The 23,077-nt window shown below is 41.8% G+C and carries 24 protein-coding genes; 2 read left to right on the top strand and 22 right to left on the bottom strand.

The features are described from left to right. Positions 1 to 42: 42 nt before the first annotated feature. From HFK82_RS06935 to HFK82_RS06860, 15 genes are all read right to left on the bottom strand, one after another. Positions 43 to 978 carry a conjugal transfer protein gene (locus tag HFK82_RS06935; protein WP_001224320.1) on the bottom strand — a complete coding sequence of 312 codons (936 nt, stop codon included), beginning with the start codon at positions 976 to 978 and terminating at the stop codon, positions 43 to 45. Next, positions 975 to 1,976: a bifunctional lytic transglycosylase/C40 family peptidase gene (locus HFK82_RS06930; RefSeq protein WP_000769868.1), complete on the bottom strand. Its 1,002-nt coding sequence runs from the start codon at positions 1,974 to 1,976 to the stop codon at positions 975 to 977. Before HFK82_RS06930 ends, HFK82_RS06935 begins: the two co-directional genes overlap by 4 nt. Next, positions 1,973 to 4,150, bottom strand: coding sequence for a CD3337/EF1877 family mobilome membrane protein (locus HFK82_RS06925; protein WP_000804748.1), 2,178 nt, complete (start codon positions 4,148 to 4,150; stop codon positions 1,973 to 1,975). Before HFK82_RS06925 ends, HFK82_RS06930 begins: the two co-directional genes overlap by 4 nt. Positions 4,151 to 4,152: 2 nt before the next feature. Next, positions 4,153 to 6,600 (bottom strand): conjugal transfer ATPase TcpF, encoded by a 2,448-nt coding sequence (gene tcpF / locus HFK82_RS06920; RefSeq protein WP_000331160.1) that lies wholly within the window; start codon positions 6,598 to 6,600, stop codon positions 4,153 to 4,155. After that, a complete protein-coding gene (locus tag HFK82_RS06915) occupies positions 6,584 to 6,976 on the bottom strand; it encodes a conjugal transfer protein (RefSeq protein ID WP_000723888.1) in 393 nt (130 codons plus the stop codon). The genes tcpF and HFK82_RS06915 overlap by 17 nt, the downstream gene beginning before the upstream one ends. An 88-nt stretch (positions 6,977 to 7,064) precedes the next feature. Continuing rightward, entirely contained in the window at positions 7,065 to 7,562 is a 498-nt protein-coding gene (locus tag HFK82_RS06910; RefSeq protein ID WP_000342539.1) for an antirestriction protein ArdA, read from the bottom strand. Between the two features lie 116 nt (positions 7,563 to 7,678). Continuing rightward, positions 7,679 to 7,900 carry a hypothetical protein gene (locus HFK82_RS06905; RefSeq protein WP_001009056.1) on the bottom strand — a complete coding sequence of 74 codons (222 nt, stop codon included), beginning with the start codon at positions 7,898 to 7,900 and terminating at the stop codon, positions 7,679 to 7,681. A 42-nt stretch (positions 7,901 to 7,942) separates the two neighbouring features. Continuing rightward, positions 7,943 to 9,148, bottom strand: a complete 1,206-nt coding sequence (gene mobT, locus HFK82_RS06900) for a MobT family relaxase (RefSeq protein ID WP_168261261.1) — start codon at positions 9,146 to 9,148, stop codon at positions 7,943 to 7,945. 177 nt (positions 9,149 to 9,325) lie between these two features. Next, the gene (locus HFK82_RS06890; protein WP_000813488.1) at positions 9,326 to 10,711 is read right to left on the bottom strand and encodes an FtsK/SpoIIIE domain-containing protein; all 1,386 of its coding nucleotides are present in this window, start codon (positions 10,709 to 10,711) and stop codon (positions 9,326 to 9,328) included. A 28-nt stretch (positions 10,712 to 10,739) separates the two neighbouring features. Further along, a complete protein-coding gene (locus HFK82_RS06885; RefSeq protein WP_000985015.1) occupies positions 10,740 to 11,126 on the bottom strand; it encodes a YdcP family protein in 387 nt (128 codons plus the stop codon). A 15-nt stretch (positions 11,127 to 11,141) separates the two neighbouring features. After that, positions 11,142 to 11,456, bottom strand: a complete 315-nt coding sequence (locus HFK82_RS06880) for a YdcP family protein (protein ID WP_000420682.1) — start codon at positions 11,454 to 11,456, stop codon at positions 11,142 to 11,144. A 387-nt stretch (positions 11,457 to 11,843) separates the two neighbouring features. Continuing rightward, positions 11,844 to 12,224 (bottom strand): rhodanese-like domain-containing protein, encoded by a 381-nt coding sequence (locus HFK82_RS06875; RefSeq protein WP_168261260.1) that lies wholly within the window; start codon positions 12,222 to 12,224, stop codon positions 11,844 to 11,846. Positions 12,225 to 12,234: 10 nt separating this feature from the next. After that, on the bottom strand, positions 12,235 to 13,203 hold the full coding sequence (locus HFK82_RS06870) for an ROK family glucokinase (protein ID WP_168261259.1): 969 nt from the start codon (positions 13,201 to 13,203) through the stop codon (positions 12,235 to 12,237). Further along, positions 13,200 to 13,406 carry a YqgQ family protein gene (locus HFK82_RS06865; RefSeq protein ID WP_154454461.1) on the bottom strand — a complete coding sequence of 69 codons (207 nt, stop codon included), beginning with the start codon at positions 13,404 to 13,406 and terminating at the stop codon, positions 13,200 to 13,202. Before HFK82_RS06865 ends, HFK82_RS06870 begins: the two co-directional genes overlap by 4 nt. Before the next feature lie 146 nt (positions 13,407 to 13,552). Further along, positions 13,553 to 14,083, bottom strand: coding sequence for a Dps family protein (locus HFK82_RS06860; RefSeq protein ID WP_168261258.1), 531 nt, complete (start codon positions 14,081 to 14,083; stop codon positions 13,553 to 13,555). 139 nt (positions 14,084 to 14,222) lie between these two features. Between HFK82_RS06860 and HFK82_RS06855 the strand changes: the two genes are divergently transcribed. After that, a complete protein-coding gene (locus HFK82_RS06855; RefSeq protein ID WP_168261257.1) occupies positions 14,223 to 14,879 on the top strand; it encodes a prepilin peptidase in 657 nt (218 codons plus the stop codon). Positions 14,880 to 14,959: 80 nt separating this feature from the next. Further along, positions 14,960 to 16,300: an Nramp family divalent metal transporter gene (locus tag HFK82_RS06850; protein WP_168261256.1), complete on the top strand. Its 1,341-nt coding sequence runs from the start codon at positions 14,960 to 14,962 to the stop codon at positions 16,298 to 16,300. A 58-nt stretch (positions 16,301 to 16,358) separates the two neighbouring features. Here the strand turns inward: HFK82_RS06850 and trpA are convergent, their stop codons facing one another. From trpA to trpE, 7 genes are read right to left on the bottom strand one after another with little or no spacing between them, the layout of a single operon-like run. Then, complete coding sequence (gene trpA / locus HFK82_RS06845; protein ID WP_168261255.1) at positions 16,359 to 17,141, bottom strand: tryptophan synthase subunit alpha; 783 nt, start codon at positions 17,139 to 17,141, stop codon at positions 16,359 to 16,361. Positions 17,142 to 17,144: 3 nt separating this feature from the next. Beyond that, positions 17,145 to 18,347 (bottom strand): tryptophan synthase subunit beta, encoded by a 1,203-nt coding sequence (trpB, locus tag HFK82_RS06840; RefSeq protein WP_168261254.1) that lies wholly within the window; start codon positions 18,345 to 18,347, stop codon positions 17,145 to 17,147. After that, positions 18,344 to 18,925 (bottom strand): phosphoribosylanthranilate isomerase, encoded by a 582-nt coding sequence (locus HFK82_RS06835; protein ID WP_168261253.1) that lies wholly within the window; start codon positions 18,923 to 18,925, stop codon positions 18,344 to 18,346. The genes trpB and HFK82_RS06835 overlap by 4 nt, the downstream gene beginning before the upstream one ends. Next, on the bottom strand, positions 18,912 to 19,679 hold the full coding sequence (trpC, locus tag HFK82_RS06830; RefSeq protein ID WP_168261252.1) for an indole-3-glycerol phosphate synthase TrpC: 768 nt from the start codon (positions 19,677 to 19,679) through the stop codon (positions 18,912 to 18,914). The genes HFK82_RS06835 and trpC overlap by 14 nt, the downstream gene beginning before the upstream one ends. Next, complete coding sequence (trpD, locus tag HFK82_RS06825; RefSeq protein ID WP_168261251.1) at positions 19,676 to 20,680, bottom strand: anthranilate phosphoribosyltransferase; 1,005 nt, start codon at positions 20,678 to 20,680, stop codon at positions 19,676 to 19,678. The genes trpC and trpD overlap by 4 nt, the downstream gene beginning before the upstream one ends. Further along, complete coding sequence (locus tag HFK82_RS06820) at positions 20,652 to 21,263, bottom strand: aminodeoxychorismate/anthranilate synthase component II (RefSeq protein ID WP_168261250.1); 612 nt, start codon at positions 21,261 to 21,263, stop codon at positions 20,652 to 20,654. The genes trpD and HFK82_RS06820 overlap by 29 nt, the downstream gene beginning before the upstream one ends. Then, a complete protein-coding gene (trpE, locus tag HFK82_RS06815; RefSeq protein WP_168261249.1) occupies positions 21,260 to 22,615 on the bottom strand; it encodes an anthranilate synthase component I in 1,356 nt (451 codons plus the stop codon). Before trpE ends, HFK82_RS06820 begins: the two co-directional genes overlap by 4 nt. Positions 22,616 to 23,077: the final 462 nt, after the last annotated feature.

The following is a 23,077-nucleotide window of genomic DNA, read 5'->3' as shown; positions in this document are numbered from 1 at the left end:
GTACGTGATTACAAAATAGCTGTAATAATGTACCAATATTTGTTATTCTATAATCTTCCAATTACTCCCGTTCTTTTCAAGTACCAAATCAAATTGAGATACCTGCGTTGCTTTGGTCTGCTGGTCGATATACTCCACTGTCAGCGATACCGTGACTTGATTATCCTTACGATTGTGAATAGGATTTACCAGTTCTTGAAAGATGTACTCTTTTCCGATTGGTTTTAATATCCCGTCATTCACATAGTAGGAAAGTTCACTGGCTGTCGCTGTAGGATAGAGCTTGAAGAACGTCGTTAAAAACTCATTGATTTCATTGGTTGTAATGGAATCAACCGTCCCCTCACTTTCAATGGCTTTTGGTTTATAACTTGATTTCTTAGGTATGTTGGTAATGGTCGGATTCTTAACCAGTACCATATTTCCAGAACCATCTACATAGACACTCACTATATAAGCAGAGTGGACGGTCTTTGTATTTTCTCCCTCTGTAATGAGCTGGTCTACACTGTAGGTTACATTAAACTCATTGTCGCCAGTTGGCTCTACCGTCCATATCTGAAATCCTCTTACAGAAGACGATACAGGAATATCTTTGCGTACTGTATCAACATTGAGAGCTTGAAGTTCATCTGTCAGATAGCCTTTTAGACTTTCCATTCGATTATCAATGGACTTATCGGATTGCTCCCATGAATAGTAGACTTTCGCAAAGTTCTCTACAAAATTTTCTACATGATGAGTATCAACGTATTCCTTTTCTATGATAGTTGTTTCGTGAATAGTATGAGTATCTATAGCTGTAAAGTGCTTGAATATCGCAAAGCTGAAACTAAGCCCTAAAAGTACCCACAAGGCAATCACAACCTTTTTATGAGGATTGACCTTATAGTAGACACGAGGTTTCTTTTCCTTTGGTATCTGTTTTTCTTTATTCTGATTTTTTCTAAATTTCATCATTAAATCTTCCTTTCTCATTGTTTGATTCGTCCTGCTCCCACTAAATGCTGTTGCCAGTAGGGGCTTGTTAAGTCGGCATAACCGATTGGGTCGCCTGCATGAAACATACGGTTATTGCCAAGGTATATCCCAACATGAGTAATATAAGAGCCAGCGTTATAGGTAGAATGAAAGAAAACCAAATCGCCAGCTTGTGCTTCCGATAGTGGGATATGCTGGGTCACATCATATTGCTGTTGTGCGGTTCGTGGTAAGTTAATTCCAGCTTTTCCATACGTCCATTGTGTCAGTCCGCTACAATCAAAAGAAGTAGTCGGGGAAGCTCCACCGTAAACGTATCGCCAGCCCTCATATTTCAGTGCTTCGTCCATGATGGCTTGTACCGTATCATCATCAAACTCTGTTGTGACAAGATACTGCGTTACCAGTTGCACATAAAACATATTGCCATAGTTGTATCGCCAGCCCCCATTGATAGGTATGGCTATGGGATTGGGGTAAGACACTTTTTCGCCACCTGAATACTCTTTTGAGAAACTTTGAGCCAGTTCAAAGGTATATTTATTTCCACGATTAGCCACATACCCTAAGAAACCACCACCATAATTGTAGGACTGGATAACCGATTCTAAATCTACACTGAGCCTTTCGCTACTGGCTAATAATTCACTGAAATACTTCACACCTTGCTTAATGGATTCTTCTGTACTCAATGAATTAGGTGGAAGACCGAGGGATTCCGAGGACTGCATAACATCTTCCGCAGTACCGCCCGATTCCACCTGTATAATCGCAAGAAGTATGTTGACATATTCTTCAACGCCATATTCTTTGGCATATTTTTCTACCATAGGCTTATGAGCCAGCACTTCTGCGGAAACATTCACACCTCCATAATGAATATTGGAAATTCCGCTGTCCTGTTCATCTGAAAATAAAATGGCAACAAACAGAAGCAGTGAGAAGACCATCAAGAATAATCCAGAACCACCAATCACTAAAGTTTTCAACTTCATGGTTTCTTACCGACTTTCTTAATGGTGGCGGTTTTGATTGGTGGTCTACTTCTTGTATTTTGTAGTGGTACTCTTTGAACAGTAGACGGACGTTCTTTTGTGATTGGACGTTGTGAAGTTCTATCTGCTGTAGTGGTTGAAGTTGCTGGCTTTTGAACGGTTTTTTCTTGAACGGTATTGCCTTGGCGTTCCACTTTTGGACTTGAAAAATCGGACTTAACTGCTGGACGCTCTTGTTTGGCTTGTTGAGATTCCTTATATGAAGTCTGAATATTAGACTGTTTTGAGGTCTGTTCATCATGATATTGTTCTTGTCTTGTAGTCGGTCTTTCATGAACAGAAGAAGCAGGCTGTTTTTTCTGTTTGACCTGTTCCATTTCAGAGCGACGCTTCGCAATGGTTTTTCGCCTTTGTTCCTGCTGTTCCTTGCGTCCACTGGCTCTGTCCGCTTTGGTTTGAGAAATACTACTGGTTAAATCACGGACATTCTCTTTTACTTTGGATTTTCCTTGATATACTGCATATCTTGCATTGGTCGGCAAATCTTTAACCTGTTCTTTCAAACCACTAGCAGTGTCTACCATTCTGTCTTTGGTATCAGCTACTGTACCGATGGTTTGACCGATACGTTTTCCAAGTGTTGATTTTTCCTTTCCGTCTGGTCGGGAGTGATCTGCTTGTGTCCTTGCAGAACTCCCCGAACCCGACTGTCCTTTTTTACCTGTAACAATGGCAGACCCAGCCCCTAGAGTAGTCATGGAACGTCCAAGTTTCCGCTGTAGACGGTGCATGTGAGCGTGCATAAGCATACGAGGTTTTCTCATCACACGACTTCCCACACTTTGAGAATCGTTACTCTGTAGAGAAAACATACTCATTAAATCGCCCAGCTTGAAGTAGATTCCTGCAAAGGTCACAATCTGTAGAAAAGCAATCAAAAAGAACGGATAACCAGCCGATAAGGTATAGAGCATGGTTGAAATACTAAATGCTGTCGTAATAATCAATGTGATTCCAGCTCGTGTCAAAATGGTATTAAAGAGCTTTGTTATGGCTCGTTTTGACATACCATCAAATGATGGAATCATGCTTAAAATAAAGCTCACAGGCAGAAACATAGCATAGATGATAAAAAGTACCTGCGAGAAAATCATGATTCCTGTTAATAGGAATACAAATATGGAAATCCCAATATTGAAGACAAATAGGAAGAAGACTGTACCTAAACGGTTAATGGTCTTTGTAATGGTTAGATTGGTATTGCTTCTGTCTTCAATTTCTTCCGCAACAATTTTTTCTCTGTCTTCGCCATTGTTGGAATCTGGGCTGGTGGAGAGCAGGCTTTCCACACGGTCAATACCGATACTTTCAATGTCTGAACTGTTGTATTGAAGCAGTAGCCACGGTTGCTGAACCTGTATGGAAAACAGGCTATCTCTGATTAAGTCCACGCTGTCCTTGCCTTGACTATCGGAATGGGGCATGACAATCTTCGTGCCAAGTGATAAACTGGCATTACTGATGTCTGATGAAAAGTCATTGATTTTTTTAATGTAGTCGGGAGCGTAGGCAATAAAGGAAGCCGATAGGATAAACACCAGCACAAAATTCATAATGGCATGAATTGCCTTTGTGGTTTCTCTCTTTATCAGTCCCGTATAGGCAACATAAACCCCAAGAACCAAAATCAAGAGTAAGAGGAATCCAACATAGAAACCCTCTGTTGAAAATCCGTTTGCACTCACACCAGCTAAGGTCTGCATATTCTTACCAATGGAATCTGCTGTAGCGGAAATGAAGTCTAAGGAATAGGCTTCCTGTACTAAGTAACCTGTCGCATTGGAAACATACAAACTGATTGTCCAAATAAAATTGGTAATGGCATATAGTCCATACATGACCTGTTTTCCAATCCCGTCCGACCAGTTCCACGGAAGCCAGCCCCAGCTATTATCCACATAAAAATCCAGTTGATAGTTTTCAAGTGGGTATCGGCTGTATTCATTTGCCACATTGACCGTATCATCTACCAAGCCCGCAGCTTGAACCACCGTTCCCAGCATGGCTAAAAGAAAAATGGCAATCACAAGTGTGAAAGCCACTGTCATTGCCACTTTACCTAGACGTTTCAGCGTCCAGTTTGATTTTATTCTGTTTACTATTGATGGTTTCACATTTACACCTCTTTTCGCACAGGTGGTCTGGTATCAAAGGCATGGAGCAGTTCTTCAAATACAGGGTGGAACTGTATCACACCGACACGACCATATAAATCACTGATAAGGCATTGCCCGTTTTCCAAATCACGCAATCGCTTCTGATTGTTTTCGTCCTCTGGGTCTACACCAAAAAAGGCTAAGGTCTTTTTAATCTCGTTAAGGTCAGTGGAACGAAATGCAAATTTTAAGCCGAGGTTATTTTTCAGTTTTTCATCTAAGAGGTCGTCTGTATTTTGGGTCACGAAATATACCCCAGCGTTCATAGCACGACCAGCCCGAACCAGCTTCATAGATAGTGTTTTTCCTTGTGCTACCTGTAAAAAGCTCCATGCTTCGTCTAAATCTACAATCTTGAAAATGCTTCGGTCTGTATGGATAAAGTCTAAAGCAAAGGTACTAATGACAATCAGCATAGCAACGGATAAAAGCTCCATAGTGGTATATTCCTCAAAGGAAGTTTCCTTGTCGGGAAGTACCAAGTCCGCAACCTGTATAATGTTCAGTTGTTTTTCTAAGCTGATAGACTGCTCCACATAACCATTACTGAATAATAAATGTGCAAAGTCATAGTCTGTAAAACTTTCGATATGGTCGGCTATACTGGTACTTAGTGGCGTATTCTCAACCCGTAATTCCTCAATCACTTTCATCAACCCTCGTACTTCACTATTGGTTACTGCACGAATGGCTTTTCTAAGGATTGGGAAGCGTTCCCCATCACGAGAGGAAATCCCCGTAAGGAATGTCAGAATATCAATAGCCAGTGATTCAGAATCTTTGGGATTTTTCATAATCACATAAGGGTCAAGTAAGCCTTTGTTTTTCTCATCAGAAGTCAGAGTGACGATATTGATTTCATGGGAAATCTCTGGCAAGGTTTCTTTCCATCTGCCACGTTCTGCTTTTGGGTCTACAATCACTGCTTGTGCCCCATAAAGCACCGCATAATAGACGATAAGGTTATTCGCAAAGGATTTACCACCACCCAGCGAACCAACAAAAGCCGACGCTAACGCATTGGTTACTGAACCCTTAACCCCTTGACTGGCAAGAGCAGGTTTCAGATAGACATTGCGTCCAGTATCTAAGCTGTAGCCAACATAAATCCCCTCATTTTCCCCCAGCATTTGAGTAGCACCAAAACCTAAACCAGCGAGGAAATCAGAGGTCACGTATTGAATATAATCATTCATATAACGCTTGCTGGCAGGTAAAAATTCTTCATGTAAGCCGAGCATATCCCCAAATGGTCGTACCAGTTTTACGCTTAAATCGTCATAAAAATCTTTCACTTCATTACAACGACGTTTGAGTTCGTCAAGATCATTTGCTGATACCCTTACCACATAAGACAGCTTGTACATAGATTCCTTGCTTTGGTCTAAATTGGTTTCCAGCTCATTCACACTTTCCAGAGCTTCCGCCACATTGGAGCTGGTTTCATTATCACTTTGCCAAGCGTGGTTATCCAAGTCTTTCAGTTCTTTCTTTTTATTGCGGACAGTAGATAGGGCTTTACGATTCGCTACAATTTCCACATTCATTGACGTATCAATCGGGAATGTAAATTGCTGTTGCTGGTAGTAGAAGATTTCAGAGGACGGGAAGTCCAGTTCTCCGACAATGCTGTTAATGGTAAAGTAAGCTACATAGACGGTTTCATCTTCCTGCTGGATTTTCAAATATCGCTGTTTTTCTTCCACCAAACAGCGAGTAGGCTTAATCAAGTCATAGTATTTAATCAGCGTTTCATTATCCAGCTTTTTCTTTGATAGATGGTACTCATACTCTTCATAGGCAGTGCCTGTCTGTCCGTAAAGGTGTTCAATCAGATAGCCGAAGTCGTCCTTATCTAACCTGCGGATTTTGAAACGACGAGAGATTTTATTTTCTAAGAGCTTTTCCATCTTCTGAAAACGCAGGATTTCATCATTACTCATACTAACAAAATCGCCCATCAGCTTATGGTTCACATCATAGACAAAATCAGACAAAGCATTTTTTGCTTCAACGGTAAGACTTTTCATAGAAAACTCCTGATCGTTGAGAAGCAACTTAAAGCCGATAAAGAAACGGTAGTTCACTTGATTTTCGCCAATCATGGATATTAAAGCGTCTGTCTGTTGGTCGATTTTGTCATAGGCAACCGCTTTGAGCTTGCCAGTGACTTCATTTTTGGAACGCTCTTGTGCAGAACGTATGCTGGATTCTGTACTGATTTGTAAAGCATGAATTTTGCCATCACGATTTTGTGCGATAAGCTGTCTGAAAGAATCATGCACTTGTATTTTCTGTTCTGGACTTAGAAATGAGTAATTGTAAGGAACAAGCTCATAGTAAGCATAACATTCCCCGTCTTTATTCCAGACGAGATTGTTTTCAATGTATTTAATTGGATATGCCATAAAATTCACTCCTAACTGCTGTAATGGCTTCTTGTGGCTGGTTTCTGCCAAGCGTTACTTTTTTTCCTGCATAGGTCAGCTTTGGTCGCAGTGCATAAGCAATGACAGACTTCAAAAATCCATAAGGCTTTTTACCATCAAAAGTTTTTGTAGACATAAACCATGTGAAAGCCACAGGAATCCCAAAGTATTTGAGAAATGCTCCCTCTATCATGGAAAGAGGGGGCAAGTTGCCAAGTATCATCACTGCAAAGAGTGACACGACAAACCATGTCATTTGCGTAAAGGTTATGGGAAACGGAAGTCTAAAATCATTGATAGAATACAGTACCTTTTCCACAGACCAGATACTGGTATAGCTTCGTATTTTCTTCATGTAATCAATCCTTTCATAAAAAATAGGGGTAGCTGATTGAGCCACCCCGTAAAATAGAAAATCTGCCAGTAGTAATGTACCGACAGATTTAATAGACGATTTCAAAAATCCCATGATTGGTTGAGATAAACGTTCCTGAAAGGTCTAAATCCCGACCATAGGCTTGATAATCAATATAGTTTTGAAGACTAGCTGGTACTTCGCCTAAAGCACCCGTTTCTTCAATGTAGTAGCGTGCCACGTCATACATATCATCACAATCGGAATGAATGATAATATCCTCTTGATGTTCGCTTAGTTCTTCAATGCTTGAAAAATGAGTGAGCAGAGCAGATAGCTCCGATTGTAATTCTTCGGGTAATTCCGATACCATTTCCCATAGTCGATTGAGTTCGCCAATGGAAGTGTATTCGTCAACCGTAAAGGGTAACTCGTAGTCATGAATGGCGTATTCCTCATATTCATCATTCAAGCCGATTTTCTCTTTGACTTCCTCAAAGTCAATGGGAAAGGTAAACCACGCACCGACCAATTCGCCCTCATTGTATTTGCCTAAATTCGCAATATAGACTTGCATATCGTCCATATATTCACGTCCTTTCTTTGTAGAGATTCAAAAATCCCTACCGCACTTCGTTTGGTGTACCATTCCTTTGCGGAACATAAGAAAACCACTTATATTCCACAAAAGAACGGTTTTATTTAAGCACCAATAATGCGATTGAATAGCTCTAGTAAAATGTCTTTTACTCCAGCAGCGTTGAAGACTAAGCCAACCGCAATAATCGCAATAATTAAAAAGCCAATCAGTTTGCTAAACTCACGCTTGAAGCCAAGATACAAGCCAATCACAACGATTGCTAAAAGCACCAGTGATTGAGCGTTTGATAGAAACCAGTTATAAAGGTTTTGTCCAAAATTCATAAAAATGTTCTCCTCTCTATATTCAATGAATTTGTATTTGAGTTATTTTTTTGTTGTTATCACGTCCTGTTCTTTTACTGACTGTTGCTTCAAAATCTGCTTGTGTCGGTCTGTCAGTTTCGCATGGTCGAGAATGTCTTTTACAACCTGCGTCTGGTTGATTTCATCAAGTTTAATCGCAACCTTTAAGGTCGGGGCAACTTGATGAGATAGCCAGTCCAGCGTCCTTTGGAAGGAGTAAGGCTCTGGTTTTGTGGTTAGTTTTAATCGTTCACGATTGTTCCCAATAAACCAAGCCCATTCTTCATTCAGTTTCCAATCAGAACGAGGTTTGGAATCGTCTTTATCTACAAAACGGATATACCGATTGATAATTTTAAAGGCGGTATGCTCTGGATTGTCATAGACGAGTAAATCACGGACTGCATAATAGGCACGCTCATTTTTCAATCGAATCTCAAAACGGTTTTTTACTTCTGCGTCTTCAATGGGAATATCATTTTTCTTGTACTGCTCGTAGTCCTTTTCATAGATACAGAAATAAACTTCACTTTGTAATGAACCGATATAGAGGGTGTTTCCCATACATTCCTTTTCCTCTTTGCGTACCAGTTCGCCACTGCGATAGCTTTTAAAACTGCGGAAGACGGAGATACATTCTTCCTGTTGGCACTTTTCAGTGAGTACAGGGATATTCAAAATCCCTGTCTTATCGTTAATGGCAAGGTCAAGGCGTTTCATCACACCGCCAGCCACCAAAACGTCCATAAAGAACTCATACCAGCTTCTTTGTTGTGCCAGAAGATAGCTTTCAAATTGTCTGCACCCACGACCTTTCAATTCCACCAGAACTCCTTTGTCCAGTTCATGGGAGCAAAGGACGAATATGTCGCCTAAAGCATAATGCTCTGAATAAGAATAGAAACCATAGTCCTCATGAAGAAAATAGGACAGTTTCAGTTGTAAGATGTTTTCGACCACCTGCTGTACGTCTGTTGTCGGAAAGCGAATCCTTACATAATCAAACAGCATTTCAAGGGGAGCGTCGGGATTGAAGCGTTCCAGAGCTTCCCAAAGGGACTGCTGTAAATCCTCTAATGGCTTGACTTTTCCTGTTTCAATATCGCTTAGATACTGCCTTGTAATACCAGTCGCAACAGCTAAACGGTTTTGAGATAGTCCATAAGCCAAGCGTTTTTCTTTTAAATGCTGTAACCAAGTTTGTTCATTCAGTAAAAATCCCTCCAATCAAAAAGGCGTATGTCAACTTTTAAAGCCCATTTGACATACGCTGAAATTTTGTAAATCCCTTGTAACCAAAGGATTTTCTAATGTTTTTTTGACTGTTTCCTGTCGATTTGTACCCCCCTGTTAGATACGGGGGGTTAAGTGCTGGCGTGGCTATTGCCACACCAGCCAGCAAGATCAGTCCACACCTGCGACTTCCGCTTCGCACGTCGCCTGCGTGGACTGTCTGCTGTTGGATAACTTTTTAATTTCCTCCAAGAAATCATATCCTTTTGGTACAAGGGGAGTATAAAACTCTGATATGACACTTGTTCCTACATCAACATAGCCACGACCTTTGATTCGCTTTAAGAAGAAATCCTTTTGTACGTCACTGCCAAACATCATGCCATAGCCCATTTCAGACATACGACCTAAAGCCACTCTGAAATTAAACTGATCACGGATTCCGTCGCCTAAATATTTTGCGTCTGGACGTTGACAAGCCAGTATTAGAAAGAAGCCAGCTTGACGACCTAACATGACAATCTGTTTCAGCTTATTCATAACTGCGGTGTTTTCTTTTGTTCCCAGCATTTCCATGAAAGCGACGTATTCATCAAAGATTAAGAAGTGTGCCGGGAGACCTAAGTAAGCATAATTTTTGCCAGTCTTATAGTTCTTCATCTGCTTCATTTCCTCACTACGTTTCATCATTTCTTCATAGAATGTTTCAATGCAAGAAAGCAAGTCTTCTTTTCTATAGTAGACATTTGCCATCACAGAACCTAAGTCCGCAAGGTCAGCATTTTTCGGGTCAAGAATATACAGTTTTGAATCTGTATGAAGCAAGGCTTCAATCAGTGTCAGTATAAAGTAAGTTTTACCGCCACCTGTACCACCAGCAATCAACATATGAGGGAGCTTATCATATTCCCACCATACGTTTTTCATTAAGCGAAGTTTACCATCTTTAGCTTCTACTTCATCAATAGAAATACGACTGGCTATGGTGTCATAGAGCAAAGTATATTCCACATAGGAATCCTTTAACTCTTTATCCGTCAGCTCACAGTACAAGCCACTCTCTAATTTCTTTTCCAAGTGTAAGAGTTGGTCTTGATATTTTCCCAGCGTGATTTCCACCCGTATCTGTATCAAGCCATTTTTAAGTCGATAATACATTTTAGGGAAGTAGGTTATCTTTTCCTTTGTACGACCAGCACTATCTTTAAAGAAACCCTCTGTTTTGACCTGTTCAGATTCATACCACTTGTTTTCAAGTATCATCTTTGCCAGTTTTTGACGGTGGTAAAGTTGTTTAACCGTATCATAGCGAACCCGTTTGAATACAAACGCTACCAGCAAGCAGATAAGAATTGCGACACTGAAACTGATAATTAAATAGGGAATGTCAATCTTATCTGCTTGTGATAGGTTAAAATCCTGCCAGTTGATCTGCTGGATTGTCTTCACATGAAACAGTCCGACAACCAGCAGGAAAACAGGCAGGAGTGACGCTATCGTAAAATGAAAGACTAAATCTTTACCAGATGGGCGAATCCTTTTACCACGCTGTTTCATGCGAAAAAGTCTCCTTTCTACCTAGCGACTATTTGTCTTGTGTCGGTTCTTTCTTTGCTTGTGGTTGAGCTTTGAATGAACTAGAATCCTTTGTCAGCACAATATCGTCTGCCTTGATATACCAGTCAACATCTGCTCCTTGATAGGTGGCAGTAGCAACGGTGTCCGCAATGGGATTGATAAGTTCCACCCGTGCGTTATAATCAAACTCTTTCAAAGGCACGCTGGCAGGAATACTTACTTGAATCATGCGTCCTTGTCCTTTGGATTTTAAGTCATAGGTACGTTCCTTGATTTCATCTGAAACCGACCCGTCTTCATTTTGGATTCTCACTTCACGACGTAGAGCAGAGAATTTCAATTCTCCAAAAGTCGTGTCTTTATCTAATACAATGCCATTTGCTAATCTCATCATTTTTCCTCTCTTTCTTTATTCTTTTATCATGTCGTCAGCATGTAAAAGGTAATTTGTAAAACCACGAGTGCCGATTTTGTAGCCCTCTGCGGTAATACGTGGATTGACTAACTTCACACGTTCCTCAAAGCCGAAATGTTTTTCGCCAGCTTCAGCAGGAAGCACCACCACAATATCATCTGCTCTTTGAACATCAGAATAGAGATTATAGCTTCTTGATAAGACAGTTAGCCGTCCGTTGATTCTTCGCTGAACGACTTTATCCTCGCCAGCAAATTCTAAATTGCCGAATGTTTTTTCCATGTTGGGAATCACAAATTTAAGTTCCATATTTTTACCTATCCTTTCTTTTTTATTGGCTGAATGAATGTTTGATGGTCTTAAAGAGTGGGGAACGACCTTTTGATTCTTGATTTTTTGTTTTCATAAGTTCACTTCCTTTCAAAATCGGGTAAAAAAATAGACACCTCATTTTTTGAAGTGTCTACCTATTAAATATTCAAATTTTATTGGAAGTATCTTTATATCTTCACTTTTCAAGGATAAATCGTCGTATCAAAGCTCATTCATAAGTAGTAAATTAGTAGTAAATTGAGTGGTTTTGACCTTGATAAAGTGTGATAAGTCCAGTTTTTATGCGGATAACTAGATTTTTATGCTATTTTTAACACGAAAAAAAGGGCTAAGCCCTTTTTTACATATAAGCCAGAGAGACATTTAGCCTTCTTTGACTTTTCCTGTCCAGTAATCAAAGCCATCGTTTAAGACATACAAGTTTGTAAAACCTGCTCGTTTTAGCGTTCTAATCACGCGTGGAAGGGCAGTGCTTCTGCTTTCAGCGTACAAAAGAACGGGTTTGTCCTTGCGAATAGCTGATAATGACAAGTCTATCTGGCTTGCTGGAAGGTTGCGTGCACCCATGATGTGTTTGGCTTTAAAAGAAGTCGCTTCACGAATATCAATCACTTGACTGGTATGAATGCGGCTTGCAAAGTCAGCATTGTCAATAAAATGCGCTGCACGGCGAATGCTGTAATAATTCCACGCAAACCAAGCCACAACAACAAGGATAACCAGTATAATAATAATCCAGTCCAATGTTTTCCCCTTAATCTAAGAATTGGCTTGCAAGGCTAGCTGCACCGATGATACCAGCATCGTTACCAAGTTCTGCAATTTTGATTTTAGTTGATTGGCGAACTTGTGGGAAAGCGTATTGGATAAAATATTTTTCCACACGGATACGCAAGAATTCACCAGCTGCAGATACCCCACCACCGATAACAACAGAATCTGGGTTCAATATGTTAGCGATGTTAGCTGCTGCAAGACCAAGGTAGAAACCAACTTTTTCAACAACAGAATCCGCAAATTTATCACCAGATTCAGCCGCTTCAAAGATGTCTTTACTTGAAACCGCATCGCCATTGTCAATAGCTGCTTTGATGCTAGAATCACCTTCGTAGCTTTCAGCCAAGTAGCGTGCCACACGGACAATACCTGTTGCAGAAGCAACTGTTTCCAAGCAGCCTTTGTTACCACAAGTGCATTCAAAACCGTTATCAGGTTCAATAATCATGTGACCAATTTCGCCACCAGCGCCTGCAACACCGTGGATAAGGTTCCCATCAGCGATAACACCACCGCCAACTCCAGTTCCTAGAGTGACAAAGACAACGTCTGGATTGTTAGCACCAGCACCAACCCAACGTTCACCAAGCGCCGCAACGTTAGCATCGTTATCAATGGCAAATGGAATACCAAGTTCACGTTCGATAACATAGCCCACTTCTTCTGTGTGTGCCCAGTTCAAGTTGAAAGCACCTGTAACTGTTTTTGCTTCACGGTCAACCGCACCAGGAGAACCCATTCCGATACCAACGAAATCGTCCTTAGTCAACCCATACAAGCCCAAGCGATGTTTCAAAGAAGCCACGATATCTGGTACGATGTGTTTACCATCTTCAAGGATGTTTGTGTCAATCGCCCATTTTTCTTGAACTTCACCTTTAAGGGTCAAAATCCCAAATTTAATGGTTGTTCCACCCAAGTCGATTCCTAGTAATTTTTGTGTCATTTATTTTCTTTCTCCATTTCTAAGCGGTGCTCATGTCGTAAAACTAATTCAGCCTCTAGGTATTCTGTCTTATCAATCAAGCCATTCTCATACAATTTTTCAAGTTCTAATTTCATGACTTCGATATCATAAAGACGTTTCCCAATATAGATGTAAATGCCAAACCGTTTTAGCAATTGTTGCACATCGAATAAAGTTTTCATGATAAGCATTTTATCAAAAAAAAAAACCATTTTCAACCGCTAACGCAAACTATTGCAATCGTTTTCTTAGAATCTGCTTATTGGACATAAAAATAAGGACAGACCCTAAAGACTATCCTTATATTCTTACCCTATTTATTTAATTCTTATTTAATTCCTGATGCTTGGCCACGTTCTGCTTGCAACATCCAGATAGTCTTTTCAGCTTCAGCTTGCGCTGCTGTGAAAAGATCATTAGATGGTGCATCGCCTTCTTCATCAGTCACATCAAGACCTACTTGATAAAGAGCTGATAAATAAGTATAAACATCTACCAAACGTGCCAAGTGTTCATCCATTGTTTTTTCAAATGAACCTGGCACCTCTTCTAGTTTTGAATGGTCATCAAATTCTTTAAGCGTTGAATAAGGTGCTCCCCCGATGGTAATCAAACGTTCACTCATTTCATCTAGTGAAGCATTAAGACTGTCCATCAATTCGTCCATTTTTGGGTGCAAGTAATAGAAACCTGCTCCACGCATGTACCAGTGAACTTGGTGAACAATTGAGACAGCCTTTGACAAATCAGCGACCGCCTGGTTAAGAACAGCTTTTGTTTTGGCATTTTTAGCAGTTGATTTTTGTGAGATATTATGTGTTACAGATGCGTAAATGTTTTCAGTGATTGTTTGAGTCATAATAAACCTCCTCGTCAAATAACATTTTGAGACACTTTAGGATTTCTCATCCTTTACTTTACAATCCTATTTTATAATAATTCTAAATAAAGAGCAAATAATATGCTCTCTTTTTTAATTATTTTTCGAATAAACTAGTATGGACATTTTATTATTCTTTTTTCTAGGGGCTTCTTTAGCCTCTTTTATCGGTGTTGTGGTCGAGCGTTTTCCTGAAAAATCCCTCATTACGCCAGCTAGTCATTGCCAAGCTTGTGGTACAACCTTGCCTACTTGGGACTTGATTCCCATCTTGTCTTTTTTGATCAACCGTGGGCGTTGCCGTTTTTGTCAGGTTAAATTGCCCATTTGGTACTTGCTTATTGAGTGTTTCTTGGGAATTGTTAGTGTCGGTTACTACCATCATATCTTATCAGGACAAATCTGTATGACCATTCTCCTGAGCGTTTTGCTTAGCCTTTACGACTTGAAATCCCTTGGCTTTCCTATTCTGGCTTGGCTACTTCCGACACTTGGCTTGTTCTTTTTTGCTCCCCTTTCCCCTATCTTTCTCATCCTTTGTTTGCTTGGGATTTTAGCAGAAATGACAGATATTAAGATAGGCAGTGGGGATTTTTTCTATCTCGCCAGTTTGAGCTTAGGACTTAGCCTTACGGCATTATTATGGGTAATTGAACTAGGGGCTTTGGCAGGCATTCTCTCCTATTTATTAAAATTAAAGCGTTGCAAACACATTCCCTTGGTGCCTTTTTTATTTTTAGGATACTTGTTAGTTATCTTTTTTAAGTTAACTTAATTTTTTAGTTAAACAGACTTTATTTTTTGAGCTTTTCTGATATAATAGGTTTTAGAAATATACAGAAAAGAGGTTGGGGTTTGGAAATATCTACAACTTACTCAAAATCACTTGGTGAGGTCAATCAAAGTATCGCTGTTCCTCAAAACGCTCCCTTTTGGCGCACGTTGAAAGCTTTTATCGGTCCTGGTGCTTTAGTGGCTGTTGGATACATGGACCCTGGTAACTGGATTACAAGCGTTGTTGGTGGAGCAACTTATAAATACGTTCTTTTGTCTGTTGTCTTAATATCATCTCTCATTGCGATGCAGTTACAACAGATGGCTGGAAAACTAGGCATTGTGACAAGGCAGGACTTGGCGCAAGCAACCGCCGCTCATTTGCCAAAAGGGCTTCGTTACGTGCTCTTTGTCATCATTGAGTTGGCTTTGATGGCAACGGATTTGGCAGAAGTTATCGGTTCTGGGATTGCCTTGCATTTGCTGTTTGGTTGGCCCTTGCTCTTTTGTATTTTACTGACAGTCTTGGATGTCTTTTTACTGCTATCCTTGATGAAACTTGGGTTTCGTAAAATTGAAGCAATCGTGTCAACCTTAATAGCAACGATTTTACTTATCTTTGTCTATTTGGTTTACCTCTCACACCCTAGTGTGTCAGGCATTTTTCAAGGTTATATCCCACGCGCATCCATTTTAAATCCTAAGCAAGTCGGTGGGCATAGCCAGCTAACTTTAGCCTTGGGGATTATCGGGGCAACGGTGATGCCACATAATCTCTACTTGCACTCTTCCATTTCGCAAACTCGGAAAGTGGATTATGACAATCACAATTCTGTTAAACAAGCTGTTCGCTTCATGACTTGGGATTCCAACATTCAGTTGAGTTTGGCTTTTGTGGTCAATTCTCTGCTCTTGGTTTTGGGGGCTGCCTTGTTCTACGGTCACGCCAGTGACATTGGTGCCTTTTCTCAAATGTATGATGCACTTCAAAATTCTGCCATTGCTGGTAGCGTGGCTAGTTCCGCTCTATCAATCTTATTTGCGGTCGCTCTTTTGGCCAGCGGGCAAAATTCAACCATTACAGGTACTTTAACAGGGCAAATCGTTATGGAAGGCTTTTTGAAACTCCGTTTGCCACAATGGCTTATTCGTTTGGTTACCCGACTCTTAGCCTTGACACCCGTCATTATCGTAGCCTTGATGTATGGTAGTCAAGAAGAGGTTTTGGACCAATTGATTGTTTATTCTCAAGTCTTTCTTTCATTAGCTCTGCCATTTTCAATCTTCCCACTGCTTTACTTCACATCTAATAAGAAAATCATGGGTGAGTTTGTCAATGCCAAGTGGAACACCATTTTAGGCTATGTGGTTGCTGTCGTTCTAACCGTTTTAAACCTCAAATTGATTTTTGATTTGTTTTAATAACAATTCACCTCACTAGTATTTACGCATGATTAAAAGCCTCCGTTTGGAGGCTTTTTTAATTTGCATAGGTAGCACCATACTGGATGAAGTTTGCTAATACTTCCAAATGACCTTGGTGCAAATCATTGACGATTTTGGTTCCAACAATGACACCGTCTGATACTTTGTTAAAGCGCTCAATGTCCGCTGGAGTTGAGACACCAAAACCTGTTAAAACAGGAATGTCAGCAATGGCTTTAAGATTGGTCAAATGTTTATCCAAATCCTCACGGTAATGACCTGTTTTACCTGTGACGCCATTAACAGCCACAGCATAAATGAAACCTTCAGCATCTTTACATAACGTTTTTTGACGTTCAATACCTGTTGTCAGGCTAACCAGCGGCACAAGAGCAATATCTGTGTCGGTAAGATATGGTTTTACCATATTTTCATGTTCGTGTGGTAAATCAGGAATAATCAACCCTTTAACAGACGTATTTTTCAAGTCAGCAATAAATTTCTCAATGCCGTATTGATAGACAGGATTGATGTAAGTCATGATGACCAAAGGAACTGTCGTTTGTTTTTCTTGTAATTTTTGAACAATCGCTGTTAAACTCACATCGTTAGCCAAGCTTCTTTGTCCTGCGAGTTCAATAACAGGTCCATCAGCAACGGGGTCAGACCAAGGAATTCCCACTTCAATGGCAGAAGCTCTGCTATTTTCCAAAAAAGCAATGGTGTCGTATAAACCGTCTAGGCCTTTTTCGTGGTCACCTGCCATGATATAGGGCACAAAAATCCCTTTTCCACTTGCCTTAATTTTCTCCAAATGTTGCGTGAGTGTTTTGGTCATGGGCTACTTCCTTTCTGTTTCCAAACGTTCTTTGACTTGCATGACATCCTTGTCGCCACGACCAGATAGGCAGACGATGATCGATTTATCTGGCCCCAATTGCTTGGCGACTTTCTTGGTCAAGGCAATAGCGTGGCTGGATTCGAGGGCTGGGATAATACCTTCCAAGCGAGATAGGTGCATAAAGGCTTCTAAGGCTTCTTCATCTGTAATGGCATCATAACTAGCACGGCCAATGTCTTTAAAGTGGCAATGCTCAGGGCCGACACCTGGATAATCCAGCCCAGCTGAAATGGAGAAGGCTTCCATGATTTGCCCGTGACGGTCCTGAAGCACCGTCATCAAAGCCCCGTGCAAAATACCAGGACGACCTTTGGCAAAGGTTGCAGCGTGTTTTTCCGTATCCAATCCATGACCAGCAGCCTCAGCCCCATAAAGGGCAACAGATTCGTCCTCGACGAAAGGGTAAAACAAACCAATGGCATTGGAACCACCGCCTACACAAGCCAGAACAGCATCAGGCAATTGCCCACCTGATAATTCCGCGTATTGCCGCTTGGCTTCTTTACCAATGACCGATTGGAAATCTCGCACCATTTCAGGAAAAGGGGCTGGTCCAAGAGCTGAACCCATAACGTAATGCGTATCCTCGATGTTTTCCACCCATGCACGCAAGGCAGCATTGACCGCATCTTTCAAAACACGTGAGCCATCGGTCACCGAAAAGACCTTAGCCCCCAGCAACTCCATGCGAAAGACATTGAGAACTTGGCGTTTCACGTCTTCTTCTCCCATGTAAATGGTACACTCCATGTCAAATAGGGCAGCGGCTGTGGCTGTGGCAACTCCGTGTTGGCCTGCCCCTGTTTCGGCAATGATTTTCTTTTTCCCCATGCGTTTAGCAAGCAAAACTTGTCCGAGAGCATTGTTGATTTTATGGGCACCTGTGTGGTTGAGATACTCGCGTTTCAGGTAAATTTTCGCCCCACCAAAATGCTTGGTCAAACGCTCCGCATAATAAAGCGGCGTTTCACGTCCCACATAATCTTTCAAAAGTTGATTCAATTCTTCTTTAAAACTAGGATCTGCTTTTGCTTGGCGGTAAGCTTTATCCAGCTCTAGCACCGCAGTCATCAGCGTTTCAGGGACAAATTGCCCACCAAATTTTCCATAAAATCCCTTACGATCAGGTTGGTTATATGTCATTGTTTCACACTTTCTATAAATCTCGCTATTTTCTCTAAATCTTTTTGACCATCCGTTTCAACACCAGAAGAAACGTCAACACCATCAGGGTGAAAGAAAGTTATCGCTTCTCGGACATTGTCCCCCGTCAATCCACCTGCTAAAAAATAGGGTTTTGAAATGGTCTTATCTTTTAACAAGTCCCAATCGAAAGTCTTGCCCGAGCCAGCTAAAGGAGCGTCAAATAAAAGGTAGTCCGCTTGGGTGTCGATATCTTCCAGTATTTGATGAACAGGGATGGCACGAATGATAGGAACGTCAAGGTGATTAAAGAGGCTATCATCACATTCTCCGTGAATTTGCACCATGTCAAGAGGTACTGTTCTAATCGCTTCCTTTAGTTCCCGCAAGGTCGGGCTTACAAAAACACCTACTTTTTGGACGGTTTTAGGAACAAACTGTGCCAAATAGCTGGCTTGTTTTAAGCCGACCTGTCGCTTGCTTTTAGCAAAGACAAATCCGATATAATCCGCTCGGCATTTGACGGCCTGCTTGACCGCCTCCTTGCTTGAAAGCCCGCAAATTTTAACCTTTGTCAATCTGCAACTCCTTCACTTTTTCAGCTACATTTTCCGCCTGCATCAAGGCTCTTCCCACTAAAATCCCATTAAAGAAGGGGGCAACTAGAGCTGCGTCAGTTTTGGTCAAAATGGCTGATTCTGAGATATATACAGGTTTCTCTTGAAAATGCTCGGATAAAGCCAAGCTGGTGTGTACATCTGTCTCAAAAGTCTGCAAGTTGCGATTGTTGATGCCGATGATTTTGACGCCTATCCGATGGGCAATTTCCAGCTCTGCCAAATGATGCGTTTCAACCAAGACTTCTAAGCCCAACTGGGTCGCAAAATCATACAAGGCCTTCAAACGTTGTTCTGGCAAAGCTGCCGCAATCAGCAAAATCACCGTTGCGCCAGCATTACGACTGCGAATAATCTGTTTTTCATCGATGATAAAATCCTTAGCCAGCGTCGGAATGCGCACCTGACTGGAAACCTGACGCAAATCCTCAATACTGCCTTTAAAAAAATGTGGGGCGGTCAGCACGGAAATCATGGCTGCCCCGTTTTCTTGATAGCATTTTGCTTGCTGGTCAATAGCCACGTCAAGATTGATATCGCCAAAGCTGGGACTGGCTTTTTTCACTTCTGCAATCACTTGTAACTGCTTAGGGGGACTTTTGAGGTAATCGTAAAGCTTGTAGGTATCACGCAAGGGTTGCAATTCTTCGGTTGCCATCGTTTCAACTTCCTTGGCTTTTTCGGCTAAAATGCGCGAAAGAAATGTCTGTGTCATACTTGTACCTCTCTGAGTTGCTGCAATTTGGCTAAGGCAGAACCATCTGCCAACAATTGACGAGCCAAGGCAATGCCTTCTTCTAGACTAGCCACCTTGCCATTGGCGTAAAAACCAAGTCCCGCATTGAGCGCTGTTGTTTCCAGATAGGGACTAGGTTCATTGTTAAGAACGCTGAGCAAAATAGCGGCGTTTTCCTTGGCATCTCCGCCGACAATGTCATCCAAAGTGACTTTTGGCATGCCAAGATCTTGATAAGTAAATTGGTGTTGGCTGATATGGCCATTGTCGAGGAGGGTGTAGGTGTTGGTACCGTAAAGAGCGGCTTCGTCCATGTGATTGGGGCCTGTGATGATAATGGCACGCTTACGCCCCAATTGCTGCATCACTTGAGCAGCTGTTCCCTGCAAATCCTCACTGTACAAGCCCATCAATTGCGTTTCAAGGTCCAAGGGATTGGCCAAAGGGCCTACCAAATTCATAATAGTCGGAATGCCAAGTGTCTTGCGGGCTGGAGCAATAAAACGCATGGCTGGGTGCATGGTTTGGGCAAAGATAAAGGCAAGTCCCACTTCTTGCAAGGCTTGGGCTAAGGTTTCAGGAGCAGCCGCAATGTTAATACCTAAAGCCTCCAGCACGTCGGCAGAGCCAGATTGTGACGACACCGAACGATTACCAGCCTTGGCCATCCGAATGCCACCCGCCGCTAAAATAAAGCAAGCTGTTGTCGAGATATTGAAACTATAAGATTGGTCGCCGCCTGTCCCACAATTACACATGGCATCTTCAAAGGTCTGTGGCAGAGAAACCGCATGGCGTTTTAGCGCTCGCACAATGCCTGTAATCTCAGCAGATGTTTCTCCCTTGACCCTAAGCCCCATAAGAAAAGCAGCCAACTCGCTTTCAGACACCTCTTGATTTAAAATCGCGTCAAACAAAGCTTCTACTTGTTCTTGTGTCAAATCTTCTCCATTAGCCATTTGATGAAATACTTCTTTCATTTTCTCTTCTCCCTTTATCTTCCCTAACCAATTGCACAAATTGCTCTATCATCTGCAAGCCATCTGGCGTTCCTATGCTTTCTGGGTGAAATTGCAGCCCGTAAATCGGTAATTCCTGATGTTGAATGGCCATGATTTCTTGGTCATCAGTTGTTTTGGCCACCACCTCAAATCCCTTAGGCAAATCCGTCACCACGATGGAGTGGTAGCGCATAATCAGCAAAGTACTTCCCATTCCTTCAAAAAGCGGTGAATCTGCTATCACTGCCATCTCACTTTGTTTGCCGTGCATGACCTTATGAGCAAGTCCAAGCTGACCGCCAAAGGTTTCAGCGATGGCTTGATGCCCAAGGCAAATCCCCAAAATAGGCTTTTCTTTCGCAAAGGTCTCAATCAAAGCCTCCATTTTTCCAGAGTCGGCTGGCCAACCTGGACCTGGGGATAGGACCAAAGCGTCTGCTGCTTGGGCTGCCACTTCTAAGCCTACGTCGTCATTTCGCAAGACCTGAACCTCAGCAAAGGTTCCTAGGTATTGGGCTAAATTGTAGGTAAATGAATCATAATTATCAACTAATAAAATCAACGGCTTTCCCCTATTCGTGTTATGGCTTTGGCTTTATTGAGCGTTTCAGCAAATTCCTTTTCTGCTACGCTATCGTAAACAATTCCTGCTCCTGCTTGCACATAAGCTCGCTGATTTTTGAGAATCATGGTGCGAATGGCAATGGCAAAATCCATATCACCCGAGGCAGACAAATAACCAATAGCACCTGCGTAAACACCGCGTTTTTCCTGTTCCAATTCGTAAATGCGTTTCATGGCTCGAATTTTTGGCGCACCTGATACCGTACCAGCAGGCAAGGTCGCCTTCAAGGCTTCAATGCTCTGCACCCCAGGCAGCAATTTTCCCTTAACCACACTAGTCAAATGCATGACGTAGCGAAAATATTCCACCGCCATATAGGTCGTAACCTTGACCGTTCCATTTTGAGAAATCTTGCCAATGTCATTTCGGCCCAAGTCCACCAACATACGATGTTCAGCCGTTTCTTTGACGTCGGTTTGTAAATCCTTGGCTAACGCAGCATCTTGAGCATCATTTTGCCCCCGCGGACGCGTCCCAGCAATGGGATTGGTGGTTACCACATCTTTTTTCACCGATACCAGACTCTCTGGACTAGCTCCAATAATCTGATAATCCCCAAAATCAAAGAAATAAAGGTAATTAGACGGATTAGCCACGCGCAACTGACGATAATAATCCAAAGGCTCACCAGAAAAGGGACTTGAAAAGCGCTGACTCAGCACACATTGAAACATATCCCCCTCACGAATGTAGCGCTTAGCCTTTTCCACCACCTTTTCAAAAGCCGCCTTTTCCATATGCGGTTTAAAATCCAAAGAGGAAGGCCTTAGGGGCGCACATTCCTTGTCAACTTGCGTTTGTAACTCCTTAGTTACCTTGTCAAGCGTTTGACGCATAGCTTTTTGATCACGCTGGCTATAACAATTATCCTCAACCACGTGGACTTTTTCGGTTTTATAGTCAAAAATCACATAAGATTCGTAAACAAAGAAACGCAGATCTGGCATGCCAATGGTATCCTTGGGAATATCCCCGATCGCCTCATAAAGCCCGATCATGTCATAACCCACAAAACCAATTGCCCCACCAGCAAAAGGCAAATCACTCTCACTATTTTTAACCGTTAGATGATTGAGGTAATCCAAAGGATCTGCCGCAATCTCCTTTCCATTTTGAGTCAACTTGCCCTCGTCAAAACTGATGTCAAAAACGGGATTGTAAGCCACGATGGAAAAACGAGCATTTTCTTTTTCTCTGGGAATAGACTCCAAGATAACCTTATGTTTTCCTTGAATGCGTAAGTAAGCCAAAATAGGCGTCAAAGTATCAGCTGTTAAAATCGTTCTCATACATAGTCCTTTCTATTCTTGAAATATTTGGGTTATCAGCTGATTCGCCAGCCTTTATCGCGTCTTTTCATCAGTCACCTCCAAGGTAAAGAAAAAGCCCCACACAGCAAAAAATAGCTGTGTGAGGGCGTCTATTTAGCGCGGTGACACCTCATCTTGACGGAAAAAAGTTATCAAACTGCCGTCATCTCTATCTCCTCTAACAAGGAGTTGCACGATAAGGGGTGCCTACCTGAAACTTGCCGCCCATAACCTGCCTAGATCATCAGCGTTCATTTCACTATTATAGGATTGAAAATCTTATCACCATATAAAACAAAAACCCTCACACAGAAAAAAACTATCTGTGTGAGGGCGTCTATTTTAGCGCGGTGCCACCTCATTTTGACGGAAAAAAGCTATTAAACTGCCGTCATCTCTATCTCCTCCAACAAGGAGTTGCACGATAAGGGGTGCCTACCT

The sequence above is a fragment of the Streptococcus alactolyticus genome (assembly GCF_012277075.1).
GTDB lineage: Bacteria > Bacillota > Bacilli > Lactobacillales > Streptococcaceae > Streptococcus > Streptococcus alactolyticus.
This window is presented reverse-complemented; position numbering and strand designations above follow the sequence as displayed.